The organism is Pseudoalteromonas fuliginea (assembly GCF_000690055.1).
Lineage (GTDB): Bacteria > Pseudomonadota > Gammaproteobacteria > Enterobacterales > Alteromonadaceae > Pseudoalteromonas > Pseudoalteromonas fuliginea.
Window position 1 is genome coordinate 17,671 of the sequence record NZ_JJNZ01000035.1, and the last position, 16,810, is coordinate 34,480.

Consider the following 16,810-nt stretch of genomic DNA (forward strand, 5'->3'; position numbering starts at 1 on the left):
TATCTTTAAACAAATAATTAATTTGAACGTAAACGCGATGAAAGCGTAGCTTTTAAAGTAATTTACAAATATCGCGTTGGCGATGGCAACCAAAGGGCGGTCTTCTTCAAATAAGCTCTGCTGCTAATAATTCATCCCTGAAGCCGAGTTCCTGTCAGCATCCATGCTTCCACTTCCTCAAGCTGCAAAGCTACGCTTTGGTCATTCGTCACCCACGGCGCCCCGAGGATCACACTATTTCCTCAATTTAAATTAATGATATGAACGTAAACGCTTTTTAACAGCATCCATGCTGTTAATTACTCATCATTAATTTAATTTCGGGTGTGATCACGGGGGGATGGCTTGGCAACAGCCTTCAATTCAATAATGAGTTAATGCTTGTTTACAATGCACTTTTAAGTAAACTAACCACTCGCAAACAGGGAGTGGTTTTAATGCAGCAAATTGGTATTTACGAGCAGTTAATTACGCAAGTAATTAAGCAAAACTTAAATCGTGATCAATTTTATGTGGGCGAGCGCCAGCTTGAAACGGCCGAAGCGGCAACTTGGCTTTCACGCTTTTTAAGTAAACTTGTAACGCATGCAATCGATGCCATTCCTAACTCAAACGAGCGCCTACAAGAACAAATTAGCCTAGCTAACAGCCTTGTACTTTGGCTTAAAGATCATATTCGCGATGACGAGCTAATTAACGAAAACCTTATCGACAGCCAAGGCCGAATACTTACCGCGCTATTTAATACCCAAAACCCTATTGCCGCCAACCTTAAAGATTACTCAAGCGATATATTCCCACTCACAGGCCTTACGCAAAGCGAATTATTTAGCGGTGCTAATGCAGGTATATCGCTCGAAACCGAGCTAAAGCGCGAAATTAAATCGTCCGACACTATTTATTGGCTGGTCTCATTTATAAAATGGACAGGTTTGCGCATTTTTAAAAATGAGCTTGAAGCGTTTACCAAAAGCGGTAATAAACTCAAAGTTATTACTACTTCGTACATGGGCGCAACGGATGCTAAAGCCGTTGAGTTTTTAGCAAACCTGCCAAATACCGAAGTAAAGCTAAGTTATAACAATCAGCAAGAGCGCTTACACGCAAAGTCATATTTATTTATGCGCAATACGGGTTTTCATACAGGCTATATTGGCTCGTCTAACTTGTCGCATTCGGCGCTTACCAGCGGCCTCGAATGGAACTTAAAAATTACCGCACAAGAAATCCCGCACATAATAGCTAAAACCAAAAGTACGTTTGAAACCTACTGGGAATCAAAAGATTTCGAGCTATTTACAGGCACTGTTGAGTGTAAAGAAAAGCTCATTAATTCACTTAACGAGCAACGCGGTGTTGGGCAATCAAGCAGCCAGTTTTATTTTGACATAACACCAAAAACGCATCAGCTCGCTATTTTAGAAAAACTAAGTGCTGAGCGCAGCGTACATAATCGTTATAAAAATTTAGTGGTTGCTGCAACCGGCACAGGCAAAACAATAATATCGGCGTTCGACTTTAAAACCGTTTACGATAAAAACCCAAACGCACAATTTTTGTTTGTAGCCCACCGCGAAGAAATACTAAAACAAGCTCAAAGCGCTTACCGTGGCGTGCTTAAAAATAACGACTTTGGTGAGTTGTGGGTAGGTAACTACAAACCACAGCGCTACAACCAATTATTTGCATCAATCCAAACGCTGAACAGCCAAATTGAATCGCTCAATTTAACTCACGATTACTACGACTACATAGTGATAGACGAAGTACATCACGTAAGCGCTGCAAGTTATCGCGCTATTTTAAGTCACTTTACGCCCGCAATATTACTTGGCTTAACCGCTACACCAGAGCGACAAGATGGCGCAAATATACTCGACGATTTTTGCGGAGTAATAGCCGCTGAAATTCGCTTACCAGAGGCAATAAATCAACGCCATTTATGCCCGTTTCAATACTTTGGACTAGATGACGACACCGACCTAAGCCAAATAACGTGGCGGGGCGGCCGTTACGATATAAGTGAGCTAAGTAACCTTTATACAGGTGAAAACAGCCGCGCTAACAAAATTATATCGAGCCTTGCTGATATCGTAACCAATGTTCACGCTATTAAAGCACTCGCGTTTTGTGTAAGCCAAAAACACGCTGAATTTATGGCTAAAAAGCTTAACTTAGCAGGCATAAACGCCGATGTACTCACCAGCAAAAACACTAATGAGCGCGCGACCAAACAGCAAGCACTGCGCCAAGGCGAAATACAAATACTTTGCGTGGTTGATATTTTTAACGAAGGCGTCGATATTCCAGAAGTCGATACTCTGTTATTTTTACGCCCAACTGAAAGCCTAACGCTGTTTTTGCAGCAACTAGGCCGTGGTTTACGCCTGCCCGACAACAGCCAAAAGCAATGCTGTACCGTGCTCGACTTTGTAGGTAATGCCCGCCCAGAGTACGACTTTGCCAGTAAGTTCCGCGCACTCATTGGTAAAAGTAGCCAGCCTATAAAAACCGAGATTGAAAACAACTTCCCGCATTTACCGCTGGGTTGCCGCATAGAGCTACAAAAGCGCACACAACAAACAATATTAAAAAACATTCAGCAAGCTATAAACTCTAAACGCCGTTTACAGCAGCTTATAAATAACTATTCGCAACACACTAATGGCGCGCTAACGCTAAGTAACTTTTTACGCATAAACCCACAAGTCACGCTTGAAGATATATACAAACCAAAAGATAAAAAACTCGGCGGCTGGCACTGGTTAAAAGGTGATGAAGTACCAGTAGAACAAGCCGATATTTATGCCGCATATTACCGCGCCATAAACACCCAATTACTCGGCTGCGACTCGCTCAGTTACTTGTGCTTTTTACGTGATTTATGTAATAACAACTTTAGCTTTATGCCAACAGCACAAAACCAACAGTACGCGCTTATGGCGCATTACAATTTTTGGGATAACACAGGCACAGGTTTAGGGTTTAAAACGCTTGAACAAAGCTTACAAGCACTTAAACACAAAGAGCTACAGCACGAACTTGCTCAAGTGATCGCGCTGTTAATAAACCGCATACACCAGCAAGAAAGCGACTTAGCATGCCTACCTAATCACGCAATAAAATTACACAGCCGCTACACACGCCAACAAATACACTCAGCATTTGGGGCGCACTCGTTTAATAAAAAATCGACCGCTCGCGAAGGTGTTTTAGAATTTAAAAACCAAAACCTAGAGCTGTTATTTGTAACACTTAATAAGTGTGAAAAAACCTACTCGCCCACTACGCTGTATCACGACTACGCAATCAGCCCTATCCTGTTCCATTGGCAAACGCAAAACAGCGCCCGACCAGAACACGGCCGTGGCCTTAGTTATATTCAGCACCAACAAACAGACAAAACCATCCTGTTATTTGTGCGCGAACAAGGCAAAGATGAGAGCGGCCGAACCATGGGGTTTGTAAACTACGGCGAGGTTAAATACCAAAGCCACAACGGAAGCCAGCCGATGAATATAACGTGGGAGTTAACCAACCCCATGCCAAGTGAAATGTGGCGTGAGGCTGGGAAATTAGCGGTTGGGTGATAATTTAAATTAAAGGATTGTAAATGAGTGATTTTTTTCAAAACACCAAAATTATTGCAGCTCTAATTACAGCTGCAACAGCCTTAATAATTGCATCTACAGGTGCATTCGCTTTCTTTTACCGCTCTCGAAGAGATGATAAAAGAAATGCGAAAAAAGTATTATTCCTATTACTAGAAGTTCGTCATGCTATTAAGTTAAAAACTTTACCTATTGATGAAGTTGCTAAAGAGTACTGCGATTATGCAGCCAAAAAACTTAGTTCATTTACTCCTGAAGAATCAAGTATCTCTATAGATAATTTTGATCTTCGATCTATCGAAAAGCAACTTTCAGAGCAACTAGCGTCTATAGAAGAAAGCCTTACTGACAGCGTAATACCTGCACTCAATGATAAATTAACTGACTTAGCCGAAGATAATCCAATCCTAGCTTTTAAAATCCGAGGGAGAGACAATTTTTTAAAACTATTTGAAACTTCAAAGACTCAAATAACGAACCTTGCCATACCAAATACGGGGTTACCAACTGATATTGAAAAAGCTTTATTTGAGCGTATAGCAAAAATAATGTTGAGCCGTGTAGCAAAAGAAAGTAATCAGCATATAGATGATGCTATTTACGAAATAGCTAAATATTGTGGGCGAAGTCAGTTAAAAAAATGGCAAAAGTTAAAGAAGGAAACTGCTTCAGAACATGGGTTTGACTTTACACAATTAGACGAACTATTTGAGAGTTGTCGTTTAGCTATCATTGAATTAGAAAAAGAAGTCTTAGAAATATAAACCTCATCACTCATTACAAACAATATTTATAGCTCAACAAAGATCAAATCTATGCTAAAATCTAAGATGTGATTGTAAGTATGAGTTTATAGATGAGTCGTTCTGAAAGGTTACTTGAGAGTGATATTAAAGCACTAATATTGAACCGTTTAAAAGCTAAAAGAGCAATTAATTCAAAAACATTGTTGATGAATGAATTAACAATAGGAAACTTTGCTCGACGAGTAGATCTTGCAATTTTGCATGAAGGTAAACTAATCGCTTTTGAAATTAAAAGTGAAGCGGACTCTCTAACAAGGCTTAATGGTCAATTGAGTACTTATCAAAAATATTTTGATAAGGTAATTGTCGTTGCTGATACCAAATTCATTAAAAAATTGAAAGTTCTAGTGCCGGATAATATAGGGCTATGGGAAGTAAAAAAACCAACAATAAAAGTAATCAAAAGGGGAAAGTTAAATAAAAAAATTGAGAACTCAAAGCTTTTAGATTTCATGGATGTAGTAGATATGAAAAAATTAGCTTCCCAAGTTAAAATCGACTCAAACAACTCCCGTAGCTCTCTTGAAAATGCACTATTACCAATCCCTAACAGCACTTTAAGAAAAGGGGTATTATCTACGATTGACCGTAAATTCTCGCTAATATCCAGTAACTTTTTAACAATGGTTGGTAATGATTGTATCTCTAATAATCACATTCGCTATTTGAGTCGTTACCACAGGGATAGAGCTGTACAAAAAGAAGAAGCTAATAGAGCTAAAAGCTTTTGGCTTGATTTCGACTCTCATATACAGCTTCTTAAAGATGACATTAAGTCAATGAACTCTTTGACTTAACACTTAATTAATCAACCCAATCGTCGTCAGTATCATCTACATACACAACTTCATCATAATGGACTTGTGTATGTAGGTGTTTATTGATTCGAACAGCCGTTGCTTTCATTGCGTTATTAATGCCGTAGTCATCTCCTTTACTTGTTAGTTCTATTATGTAATTAGCCCACAGCCCTAAATCACTCTCCCAATATGGCTCAAGCATTATCTTTTGTGCAATTAAAGTATAAAGTTCTTTCTTTTCTTCTTTTTTAAGTTCACTAGGCAAGCTTGCATTATTATCGCTAAACTCCATACGAATAAAATTCCACTCATCTTTACATGAATAATCGATCCTAGGTGGTGGGACTCCCGCGCCACCACTCATTTTCGTAGCTCTTGTACTTCCACGATCAGAATATATTAAGTCTGGAAAGTCTATTTTTAGCTTATTGTATAATGCTCGTTCATAAATAGTATTTACGCTTCGATAATAACCACCAAAGCCATCAGGAAAAGACGTTGATGAGACGCTTAATAATGCATTTGGTAAAGCTTGTTGTATAACTCTTAAATAATTAGCTATATCTTCTTTTGCATCAACTTGCGCTTTTGTGATCTGTTCTAAGTCCAAGACAATAAATAAGTCTTGAATATTTACAAGCTCCGGTAAAATATTTTGAGTTACTTTTGATTCTATATCGAAAGGCTTAATTATAACGACCACCCCTCTTTGCAAAGAAGCTAATGTATTTAATTGATAAGCAAACCCACTTAAATCTTTCAGTTGAACAGAAGGTATGCAGTTTTCATGCTCTTTTATGAAGTCACACCAATTTCTATAACCATTGCTTGAATCAATAAGCTCTTCAAGTTCAAAATGTACCTGCCTGTATTTAGCCTTATCTCTCTTGGCTAAATCTGAATAATCAATATCAGCGATCCAATAGTTATTTTTCCCAATCGTCGACTCTATTTTTTCAATGGTCTTGCTCAACTCTTTAGTTGTCGCCCAAGACTTTAGTGGGAATATCGGCAGAATTAAATCTTTATCTTTGTTTGGAAGCTCTTTCAATGCGTTAAGCTCTGATGGACTAATAGATAAAATTGGGGAATACTTATATTTGAAATTTGTAAACATATTAAAACCCTTTTTTACCTAGTCGTATTTCCATTGCAGGTATTGATAGTTCAGCAAGATTAGCCAAATATTCTGTTTTAACTTCCAATCTTGTATTAGATGGAAATTCAATGCTTTCAATTAAAGAAAATGGCATCACAATATCAGCTGCGAGTCTATTTGCCTCAACTTCTAATTTATCCGATAAAGCAGACCTAAACAAAATAGTATCCTCTATTCCATCCTTCAATTTATCTCGATGAAGTAAAAAATGTGCAATTTCATGAGCTAAAGTAAAGCGTTGACGACCTAAAGAATCATGTCGATTGATCTTAATTAACACTGCTCCATCTTCTTCTTTTATTTGCCCCGAAATCCCTGGCTTTAAAGTTGACCTTTTAACGACTATATTAAATGCCTTAGCAATTGCACCTACTTTAACCGGGAAATCGCGTTGAAAACTAAGAATAATATTAACTTGTTCATCGGTTAACCTGTACCATTCTTGACAAACTTTCATATTAGGCATCCTCAGAGTAATCAGGAAAGTCTTCTGTTGACAAAATACCTCTATATACAGCTCTCTCAACAGCAGAATTTATAACATTATTAAAATCACCATTTTCAATCGCCAAAGTTAAAGCCGCTTCTGATTGCATGATTGAATCTTTTACCGAAGCATCTACAGATGCAGTCTTTATATTTCTATACCCCCAAAATGCCAGTAATGCTATACCGACACCCAAAACAGTGACTATAACGGCTACACAAGCAAGTAAAAAACTACCCCAACTATTTTGTGAAACATTCAGCTGAATATCCTGCTTATTTTGAGATATGTTTTTCCTATTATTGACTAAATCGATTGCTAGGCCGCTAGTGTGATTTGCAATTTCAGTATTATTGGCTTGAATTACATTAATAGATTGATGTAAATTTTTAAGTTGAGTTTCTAAGCTCTGGTAATGCTTTTCAAGTTGTTCATACTTTGTCTTTATATCAATTTCGCTTTTATTGATTTTAACTTCAGTATCCTGCTGTGCACAACACACTGAAGAAAATAATAGAAAACCAATTACATATCTAGTTTTAAATATTTTCATTTTTCACCTTAATGTCTTCGAATCTAAAATATCTATATTTTGCTATGAGTACCAATCTACCAACACACGCCAATTCCCCGTGTTCACACCTGAAACTTAGTTAATGATGAGTAATTTACAGCATGGCGGAATTTTGTTCCCGACAAATTCCAAGTACCTAAATCCCTTTAGGCAATGCTGTACAAATGCGTAGCTTGGCCACGGATGGCCTATCTACGCTGGTTACGTTCACATTATTAACGTAAGTTGAAGACACAGTGTGATCCTCGGGTGCGCCGTGGGATTCCAAAGGCCGGTCGGCGGCAGCCGCCCTTTGGTTGCCATCGCCAACGCGATATAACCTCGAATAGAGGTTTTTAATCCCTTTAATCCCTTTAATCCCTTTAATCCCTTTAATCCCTTTAATCCTCTGAATCCCACGCAAAAAAACTTCTGAGCGCGATATAAAATCGCACCTACACATTAATTACGTCGAAACTCAAAAGCTTCGCTTTTAATGCCAGCAAGCTGCGCGTCTACAATACACAGCGCGATGTAAAATCGCACCTACACATTAATTACCTCGAAGTTTAAAAGCTTCGCTTTTAACGCCAGCAAGCTGAGCGTCTACAATACGCAGCGCGATATAAAATCGCACCTACACATTAATTACGTCGAAATTTAAAAGCTTCGCTTTTAACGCCAGCAAGCTGCGCGTCTACAATACACAGCGTGATATAAAATCGCACCTACACATTAATTACACCAAAATTTAAAAGCTTCGCGCGCGAGCAAGCTCAGCGCCTACAAGTTAAAGCGCGAGATAAACTCCCGTCTACGGCACGAGCTACAAATTATTCATTACACGTCATACCTTGGCTTTTCTTCCGCTACTAAATCCAGCCCAGCATTTGGTTGCTGATATTTAAAACTAGCTGCTTCTTCAAAATAACCTTTCTTTAGCCATAACTTTGCACTGTTAGCCTGTGCAACCTGATATGCCCAATCGCTAACCGAAAGCGACTTATCTGAATCGCAATTAAAGTAATTACTAAGTTCAGTTGTTAAATGCTGGCTATTAATCACTAAATTTTGTTCTTGCCAGCGTTCGCGATGAAGCTGTGCAGCTAAAAAGTCACTTTTACTGTTATTACAGGTGCTATGTGCTGCCACAAAGTTATGACCTAAATCATTTGCGTAGCGGGAAAACGGTATAAAGTGATCAACCTCAATAGCGTTTTTCATTAGCTTTTGGCAATAAAAACAGGTGTTTGATTGCAACTCTACTAAAATAGGTTTGGCTTTAGTGAGTGCGTTACGGTCTACGCCAAATAAAAATTCGTGTAGTTGGCTTTGCGGGCCAATAAGCGCTTGGTTGTGTTTTATACTTTGAATTTTTTGCAGCCATGCGTTTTTTGCTAAATAAACAACTAGGTCGTAAAAACGCCTAAAGCAGCTAGCAATACCTGCATTTAACGTGATGTATGATCGGCCTTTAATATGGGGATACAAAAAACACTCTTCTTTGCCATTTAATTTTTGTAATAACCATAGCGGGCCCTCTTTAATGGTTTTTAATGTTGAGCTGCGTATATTTTTCCAACCTTGGCTCTTTTTTAATTGGCTAATTGAATTTATATTATTTAATTTTGCATCATGAAGCGTAGTTATAATTTTGGCTTGTTTACTGGAGTCGGTATTTTGTAAAAGTAGTTGCTCTGTATTGTTACCAGTTGCGCCAAATGGCGATGCTTGGTGCCAATATAAGGTAATAAATTTATCGACTAATTCATCAAATTTTATTTGTAACTGTGCTTGTGGATCAGCGTGATGTTTTTCGATACTAATATCAGCCAGTGCATGTAAAAGTGCAAACTTATAAGTAGCACTAAAATCACCTTCAACTAATAAGCGCTGAATATAAGCAATAAAGTCGAGCTGTTGCTGCATTGCTCCAATCATAAAACGTGCACTACTTTTATAAGCGCATTTAGCCACACTTCACTTTCGCGCTCTGGGCGCTTGTCAACGCTTTGCCATTGTTTAATCGCTTTTAACTGCGTATGACTAAGTAAATGCGTTAAAGCATTTTCGTTTAAATCGGTAAATTCACGACCATTATGCACACGCTCTGACTCGCCATATTTAAACGATACATACAAAACACCATTGGGTTTAAGCGCATTTTGTAGGTTTAAAAACACCTGCGGTAACTCAGCTTTTGGAACGTGCAATAAACTAGCGCAGCACCAAATACCGTCGTATTGATTTACACAATTTAGCTGTTGGAATGTTTTAACCGCTACAAGTTGTTGTAAATAACTGCTTGCCAACTCTGCCAGCTCTGGGCTTGCATCAAACGCACTTACAGTGAAACCCTGCGCTTTAAAAAATGCGGCATCGCGTGCACTGCCACAACCGGCATCTAAAATACTCCCGTGTTGTGCAACGTGCGGTAAAAACTCAGCATAAAGCGCCGACATATCAACGTTTAGTGTTGAGTCGCTAAAGGCTTTGGCATTTTGATTGTAATAAGTAAGTGTGGCGTTTGACACGAGACTCACCGCTCCTTGGCTAATCGTCTAACAGCTAAGGCACTGTTAATACTGCATTCATTATTTGTTCAATCTACAGGAACAAGTGCATTAAATACAGGTTTAATAAGTAGAAATTTTTAAATTAATACGCTGTTATTATTAAGCGCTGATGTGAGTACTAAGCGCGACATAAATCACGCTTAGTACTTTTTACGCGTTTAGTTATTACTTTTTTCTTAGCCAAAAAAGACTCGCGGGAACCGAAATCCATGCCTGTTTACCTAACGACTCAAGGTAAACACCCACCTCTTCTTTACTGCCTGGGCTGTAATATGGTGGCTGTTGTTCTTTTAGTTTTTCTTGCCCTGTGAGTATTTTGGTAAAGTGTTTATTTTGCTGCTGGAGCATTTTTTTGTAATCGTTTGCGGGTTTTGAATCGCCATGCATTACAAAAGCACTTAGCGCACGGCTTGCTGTGGCGTGTAGTTCTTGAAAGTCAAAGTCGGCTAATAAAGCCTCTAACTTCTCCCACTCTTTATTTATAATTAGGCAGTTCATTAATAAAAAGCGGTTTGCTTGATTATCGTTTGGGTTTAGCTTTAGTAACTCTTCGAGTTCTGATTGTGCTTTTACGGTATAACCATGCAGTGCGTGTATTTTTGCTCGATGCGCGCGAAGCATCATATAGGGGCGAGTTTCTTGTAGTCCCCAAAAATGCCCAGCGTTGTCTTTAATAAATTGCTTAGTTATAAGCCCACCTTCCATGATTTCTAGCAACATTTGCATTGGCTCAAGTGCTTTTAGCTCTGTATCGGCGAGTACAAGTCCAAGTAATTCATCAAGCTCATCTAACTCATTTGGTTCTTCGTCTAAAAAGCTGTTGTTAAATACAGCCTCATCTTCGTCACTTAAAGTTAGGTCGTTACTAAATCGAAGTTCAAAAATAGCGTCGGCCATAAAATAAACATAATTACGTTTATATTCTTGGGCGTTATATTGGGCAAATTCACCAAATTCTTTTGCTGCTGCTTTTTCACTAGAAAATGCTTTTAAAACGCTGTTCAGGTTATTAAGAGCCTGTTTTTGCTCTGCATCAAGCATACGCTTATTTATATGTTTAAGCGCCTGTAAAACCCCTTTACAGTAACTTGGTAGGGGCATATTAGGTTTTAGTGAATCACGGTAATCTTGTTTAGATAGGCTACACTTAGCAGGCATTTTTAATTCGTTTTGAATTACTTTTTCCATGCACTGGTTATACAGAGCCATTAAGCTTTCTAAGTATTTTAGTTCAGTCGCATTTTGAACATTAAGATCTCCAAATAGATCTGGTTGCCACTCACTAGGGTTAAGCATTTGTGGTAATACACCCAACCCCATTAAATAACCCTGAATAAAGTAATAATCTGGTTTTTTAGTGCTCAATTCACTGAGTTTTACAACATCGTTACGTATTTTGGTTGGCGACATAACTTGCTCTACTATTCATAAATTTATTTGTAGTGTACCGATTGATAAAGTTAGCAACAATATTTTTTCTTAAGTTTATAAAATAAGTGCAATTGTTAAACTTAAACGCTCAGCTACCTTTCTCTGCTTAGTGAGCTATTTACATTTTTACACAACCCCAGCACTAAAATGCTCAAGCTAGTTTATACTGTATTAAAAACAAACAATAATTAATTGTATTAGAGGCGTAATGAATAAACTAATAACCCTATTTATTTGCTTAATTTTTAACGTGTCGCCTACTGTGTTTGCTTGCGAAAGAACTTTAAGTGTTGCATCGCACGATGCATTTTGGCCGCCATATGTGTTAGGTATTAATGGTGAATTACAAGGCGCAGAGGTAGATGCACTTAACATTATATTTGCCGGCTCGCCTTTTTGTTTTAAGGTTGAATTGCTGCCTAATTCAAAGCGCGCTTTTGTTGAGCTTAAACATGGCCGAATTGATTTAGGCTGGGCGGCTAGCTATACCGATAATCGTGCTAAATATGTTCATTTTAGTGAAAGTTACCGTACGGAGGTAATGCGTTTATACGAAAACAAAAATAACCAGCACAATGTTGATAGCTTAGAAGATATTTTTAAACAAGGCCTTACTGTAGGCGCTAACTTTGGTAGTTATTACGGTGAAGAATTTGAACAATATAAAACAACGTATAAAAAACAAATTGAGTACACCAGCGCAGTGAGCAAGCGCTTCGAAATGCTTAATAAGCAACGTATTGATTTTGCAATTGAAGATGAGCTAGCGAGTGCTTATTTTATTAAACGAAGCTCAAACTTAGCACCGGTTAAAAATATCAAATTTATAAATAAAGACGCAATACATTTAATGCTAAGCAAAGATACGGTGTCGGTTGAAGAGCTTGAAGTAATAAATAAACACATAAAAAACAATCAAACGGCACTTAAGGCGCTATTTGAGTAATGTTTAATTGCCAGCTATAACCGCAAGCGCAATTAATTGGAGTGTAATGAAAACTATAATAGTCGTTTTTGCTGTATTACTGTTAAGTACCTTTAATGCGCACGCATGTAATAAAACTTTTAAAGTTGGCACAAATGAAAATTACTGGCCTCCTTATGTTGAGCTAAAAAACGGGGTGTTGTCGGGTATTGAAATTAACGTTATAAAAACGTTGTTTAAAGGCTCCCCTTTTTGCTTGAAATTTAGCGTATTACCTAGCTCTTTACGCGCACAAGAAGAGTTAAAGCAAGGCCGTATAGATATTATGTTTGCGGCAACTAAAACTAAAAAACGAAGCAAATTTGCGTATTTTAGCCAAAGCTACCGTGACGAGGTTATGCTGCTTTATAAAAATACGCTTTCTCCTAATTTAAGTTCAATTGAACAACTATTTAGCCAAGGCTTTAGTATTGCCGTTAATCGAGGTAGTTATTATGGCGCGCAGTTCGAGCAACTTAAAAAAGCATATCCTAAGCAAGTTGTGCTTATTTCGACCGCCGATAAGCGCTTTGAAATGCTCAATAAACAGCGGGTAGATTTTGTGATTGAAGACGCTTTGTCGGGGCTGTTTTTTTTAAAACAATCATTAAATATTGAACCGGTTACTAATATGGCATTTTTTAACAAAGCCCCTGTGCATTTAATGCTGAGTAAAAAAACGGTTACGCTTGATGAACTATCGGTTATTAATCAATTAATTCAAAAAAATAAAAAGGCCACAGAACGTATTTATCAAACTTATTAACTGTTTTGAGCTGTAAAATCACTTATCGCTATCTGTTTTTGCTTTAATTTAAAGCGCCTTTTATCTTCCCTTCCTCTTGGCTGATCTGTATAATTCGCCAGCTAATTTACCCTATTGTCTGGTTCTTGTTTGTGGCGTGTTGCTGCAGCGTACTCCTGTCAGTACTTATCTAGGATTACCTTTTTTGATCTCCACCGCAAATATTACGATGCAGTTTGGCGCAGAGCCGTTGTTTGAAAACATTTCAGCTAAATTTGGTAACGGCAACCGTTACGGTTTAATTGGCGCTAACGGTTGCGGCAAGTCGACTTTCATGAAGATTTTAAGCGGGGCGCTTGTGCCAAGCGCGGGTAATGTATCTATTACTCCAGGGTTAAAAGTAGGTAACCTAAGCCAAGACCAGTTTGCCTTTGAAGAGTATAGCGTTGTAGACGCTGTAATTATGGGTGACGTTGAGCTTTGGAAAGTAAAGCAAGAACGCGAACGTATTTACTCTTTGCCAGAAATGAGCGAAGACGATGGTATGAAAGTAGCTGAACTTGAAAGCGTATTTGCTGAAATGGACGGTTACACGGCAGAAAGCCGCGCTGAAGAAATTTTGCTAGAAGCGGGTATCGATAAAGAATTTCATTATGGATTAATGGCAAACGTTGCACCTGGTTGGAAGTTACGTGTGCTTTTAGCACAAGCGTTATTTGCAAACCCAGACATACTGCTACTCGATGAGCCTACCAATAACTTGGATATTCATACAATTACGTGGCTTGCCAACGAGCTTAACAAGCGTAAATGTACGATGATTATTATTTCGCATGACCGTCACTTTTTAAACTCTGTATGTACACATATGGCCGATATAGATTATGGCGAGCTGCGTATTTATCCTGGTAACTACGAGAAGTTTTTAGAAGCAGCAGGGCTGCAGCGCGAGCAACTTTTAGCTGAAAATGCTAAAAAGAGCGCTGAAATTGACGAGCTACAAGACTTTGTTAACCGTTTTGGTGCTAATGCTTCAAAAGCAAAACAAGCAAGTTCACGCGCTAAAAAAATGGATAAAATTAAACTTGATGAAGTTAAATCGTCGAGTCGTATGAGTCCATCGCTTTCGTTTGACGAAGGTAAAAAAATGTATCGTCAAGCACTTGAAGTTAACAAGCTTGGCCATGGTTTTGATGGCGAAAAGTTATTCACTGGCGGCGATCTACTACTAGAAGCTGGCGCTAAGCTTGCTGTTATTGGCGAAAACGGGGTAGGTAAAACTACTTTTTTACGTTGTTTAGTTAACGAGCTTAAAAGTTTAGAGGGCGAAATTAAATGGTCTGAAAATGCGACCTTTGGTTATTGCCCGCAAGACAGCACTAAAGATTTTGATAACGATTTAACCTTGTTTGATTGGATGTCGCAGTGGCGCACAGTTAATCATAACGATTTAATGGTACGCGGCATGCTGGGTCGTTTGTTGTTTACAGCTGACGATTCAAATAAAAAAGCGCGCAACTGTTCGGGTGGTGAAAAAAACCGTTTGTTATTCGGTAAGTTAATGATGCAAGACGTTAACGTACTGGTAATGGACGAACCGACTAACCACATGGATATGGAAGCCATTGAAGCGCTTAACAATGCGCTTAAAGACTTTGAAGGCACGCTAATTTTTGTAAGCCATGACCGTGAGTTCGTATCGTCATTAGCGACGCGTATCATTGATATTAAAGATAAAAAAGTAATCGACTTCCAGGGTACGTTTGACGAATACCTTTCAAGTTGTGAAGAGAAAAAAGCGTAAATTTTTCTCATTACTTTTAAAAACGGTGCTAAATTTAGCGCCGTTTTTTTATGGGTGGTAAATAGTGAATTTGGGCATTTTTGCATAACCCCTGTAGACGCACAGCTTGCTGGCGTGTAAAAACGCAGTTTTTAGGGTATTAAGCAATGAGAAGCCTTGCTTCTCACGTGAGCAAGCTCTACGTCTACAAATCATATTCTGAAACTTGGGTATAAACCCTGTAGACGCACAGCTTGCTGGCGTGTAAAAACGCAGTTTTTAGGGTATTAAGCAATGAGAAGCTTTGCTTCTCACGTGAGCAAGCTCGACGTCTACAAGTCATATTCTGAAACTTGGGTATAAACCCTGTAGACGCACAGCTTGCTAGCGAGTAAAACGTAGTTTTTAGGGTATTAAGTAATGAGAAGCTTTGCTTCTCACGTGAGCAAGCTCGACGTCTACAAGTCATATTCTGAAACTTGGGTATAAACCCTGTAGACGCGCAGCTTGCTGGCGTGTAAAAACGTAGTTTTTAGGGTATTAAGTAATGAGAAGCCTTGCTTCTCGCGTGAGCAAGCTCAACGTCTACAAATCATATTCTGAAACTTGGGTATAACCCCTGTAGACGCACAGCTTGCTGGCGTGTAAAAACGCAGTTTTTAGGGTATTAAGTAATGAGAAGCTACGCTTCTAACGTGAGCAAGCTCAACGTCTACAAATCATATTCTGAAACTTGGGTATAAACCCTGTAGACGCACAGCTTGCTAGCGAGTAAAAACGTAGTGAGCAAGCTCACGTTTACTTCAAGGTACACCATATAACTTGTTGAACAGTGTGTTTTATCTATATTTATAAAAACCCAATAAATTAAAATCTTTATGTATTCATCTAAAAAACTATTAACTGGGCGCTACACCTGCGAAAACCAATTTTACTCTGTCACAATATGTACTAGAAAAAGAACTCAGATATTCAAAAATTTTGAAAGTGCATGTATAGCAATAAGAGGATTGGTTTATATGCAAAACAAGGTAAATACTATTTGCTATACGTTAATGCCAGATCATTTACATTGGTTGTTTCAATTAAAAGATTTACCTCTTAATGATGTTGTGAGGCAATATAAAAGTATTACCACAGTGAATATTAATAAGTTTAATTATTCTAATGGGTCAATTTGGCAGCAAAACTATTTTGAGCATCAACTTAGAACTGAAGAGGATTTAATTAACCAGGCACGTTATATTGTTGCAAACCCTTTACGTGCTAAGCTTGTAAATGAGGTTGGAGAATATCCATTTTGGGACTGTGTATATTTATAATGGCATATTTAAGTAATGAGAAGCTTTGCTTCTCACGTGAGCAAGCTCGACGTCTACAAAACATATTCTGAAACTTGGGTATAACCCCTGTAGACACACAGCTTGCTGGCGTGTAAAACGCAGTTTTTAGGGTATTAAGTAATTAGAAGCCTTGCTTCTAACGTGAGCAAGCTCAACGTCTACAAGTCATATTCTGAAACTTGGGTATAAACCCTGTAGACGCGCAGCTTGCTGGCGTGTAAAAACGCAGTTTTTAGGGTATTAAGTAATGAGAAGCTCCGCTTCTAACGTGAGCAAGCTCGACGTCTACAAGTCATATTCTGAAACTTGGGTATAACCCCTGTAAACGCACAGCTTGCTGGCGTGTAAAAACGTAGTTTTTAGGATATTAAGTAATTAGAAGCCTTGCTTCTCACGTGAGCAAGCTCTACGTCTACAAATCATATTCTGAAACTTGGGTATAAACCCTGTAGACGCGCAGCTTGCTGGCGTGTAAAAACGCAGTTTTTAGGGTATTAAGTAATTAGAAGCCTTGCTTCTCACGTGAGCAAGCTCAACGTCTACAAATCATAT

The 16,810-nt window shown here is 38.4% G+C and carries 13 protein-coding genes; 7 read left to right on the forward strand and 6 right to left on the reverse strand.

The features are described 5' to 3' along the window. Nucleotides 1–437 precede the first annotated feature (437 nt). From DC53_RS09290 to DC53_RS0120555, 3 genes are all read left to right on the forward strand, one after another. On the forward strand, nucleotides 438–3,590 hold the full coding sequence (locus DC53_RS09290) for a DUF3427 domain-containing protein (protein WP_033030067.1): 3,153 nt from the start codon (nucleotides 438–440) through the stop codon (nucleotides 3,588–3,590). 23 nt (nucleotides 3,591–3,613) lie between these two features. Beyond that, entirely contained in the window at nucleotides 3,614–4,375 is a 762-nt protein-coding gene (locus DC53_RS09285) for a hypothetical protein (RefSeq protein WP_033030050.1), read from the forward strand. A gap of 92 nt (nucleotides 4,376–4,467) precedes the next feature. Further along, on the forward strand, nucleotides 4,468–5,214 hold the full coding sequence (locus DC53_RS0120555; protein WP_050484143.1) for a sce7726 family protein: 747 nt from the start codon (nucleotides 4,468–4,470) through the stop codon (nucleotides 5,212–5,214). Between the two features lie 7 nt (nucleotides 5,215–5,221). Here DC53_RS0120555 and DC53_RS09280 read toward each other — a convergent pair whose 3' ends face one another. The 6 genes from DC53_RS09280 to DC53_RS09250 form a co-directional block, all read right to left on the reverse strand. Continuing rightward, nucleotides 5,222–6,334 (reverse strand): beta family protein, encoded by a 1,113-nt coding sequence (locus DC53_RS09280; protein WP_033030052.1) that lies wholly within the window; start codon nucleotides 6,332–6,334, stop codon nucleotides 5,222–5,224. Between the two features lies 1 nt (nucleotide 6,335). Continuing rightward, nucleotides 6,336–6,833 carry an ImmA/IrrE family metallo-endopeptidase gene (locus tag DC53_RS09275; RefSeq protein WP_008136847.1) on the reverse strand — a complete coding sequence of 166 codons (498 nt, stop codon included), beginning with the start codon at nucleotides 6,831–6,833 and terminating at the stop codon, nucleotides 6,336–6,338. A 1-nt stretch (nucleotide 6,834) separates the two neighbouring features. Next, on the reverse strand, nucleotides 6,835–7,416 hold the full coding sequence (locus DC53_RS09270; RefSeq protein ID WP_008136846.1) for a hypothetical protein: 582 nt from the start codon (nucleotides 7,414–7,416) through the stop codon (nucleotides 6,835–6,837). 840 nt (nucleotides 7,417–8,256) lie between these two features. Then, nucleotides 8,257–9,357, reverse strand: coding sequence for an HNH endonuclease (locus tag DC53_RS09260; RefSeq protein ID WP_033030055.1), 1,101 nt, complete (start codon nucleotides 9,355–9,357; stop codon nucleotides 8,257–8,259). Further along, nucleotides 9,354–9,950, reverse strand: a complete 597-nt coding sequence (locus DC53_RS09255) for a class I SAM-dependent methyltransferase (protein WP_033030057.1) — start codon at nucleotides 9,948–9,950, stop codon at nucleotides 9,354–9,356. The genes DC53_RS09260 and DC53_RS09255 overlap by 4 nt, the downstream gene beginning before the upstream one ends. Before the next feature lie 207 nt (nucleotides 9,951–10,157). Then, nucleotides 10,158–11,402 carry a UPF0149 family protein gene (locus DC53_RS09250; protein WP_033030061.1) on the reverse strand — a complete coding sequence of 415 codons (1,245 nt, stop codon included), beginning with the start codon at nucleotides 11,400–11,402 and terminating at the stop codon, nucleotides 10,158–10,160. A gap of 229 nt (nucleotides 11,403–11,631) precedes the next feature. Between DC53_RS09250 and DC53_RS09245 the strand changes: the two genes are divergently transcribed. The 4 genes from DC53_RS09245 (at nucleotide 11,632) to DC53_RS09230 (ending at nucleotide 16,237) form a co-directional block, all read left to right on the forward strand. Then, nucleotides 11,632–12,369, forward strand: coding sequence for a substrate-binding periplasmic protein (locus DC53_RS09245; protein ID WP_033030064.1), 738 nt, complete (start codon nucleotides 11,632–11,634; stop codon nucleotides 12,367–12,369). Nucleotides 12,370–12,415: 46 nt separating this feature from the next. Continuing rightward, nucleotides 12,416–13,153 carry a substrate-binding periplasmic protein gene (locus DC53_RS09240; protein WP_007379003.1) on the forward strand — a complete coding sequence of 246 codons (738 nt, stop codon included), beginning with the start codon at nucleotides 12,416–12,418 and terminating at the stop codon, nucleotides 13,151–13,153. Between the two features lie 184 nt (nucleotides 13,154–13,337). Continuing rightward, a complete protein-coding gene (locus tag DC53_RS09235) occupies nucleotides 13,338–14,936 on the forward strand; it encodes an ABC-F family ATPase (protein WP_081824564.1) in 1,599 nt (532 codons plus the stop codon). Nucleotides 14,937–15,793: 857 nt separating this feature from the next. Next, a complete protein-coding gene (locus DC53_RS09230) occupies nucleotides 15,794–16,237 on the forward strand; it encodes an REP-associated tyrosine transposase (RefSeq protein WP_081824565.1) in 444 nt (147 codons plus the stop codon). Nucleotides 16,238–16,810: the final 573 nt, after the last annotated feature.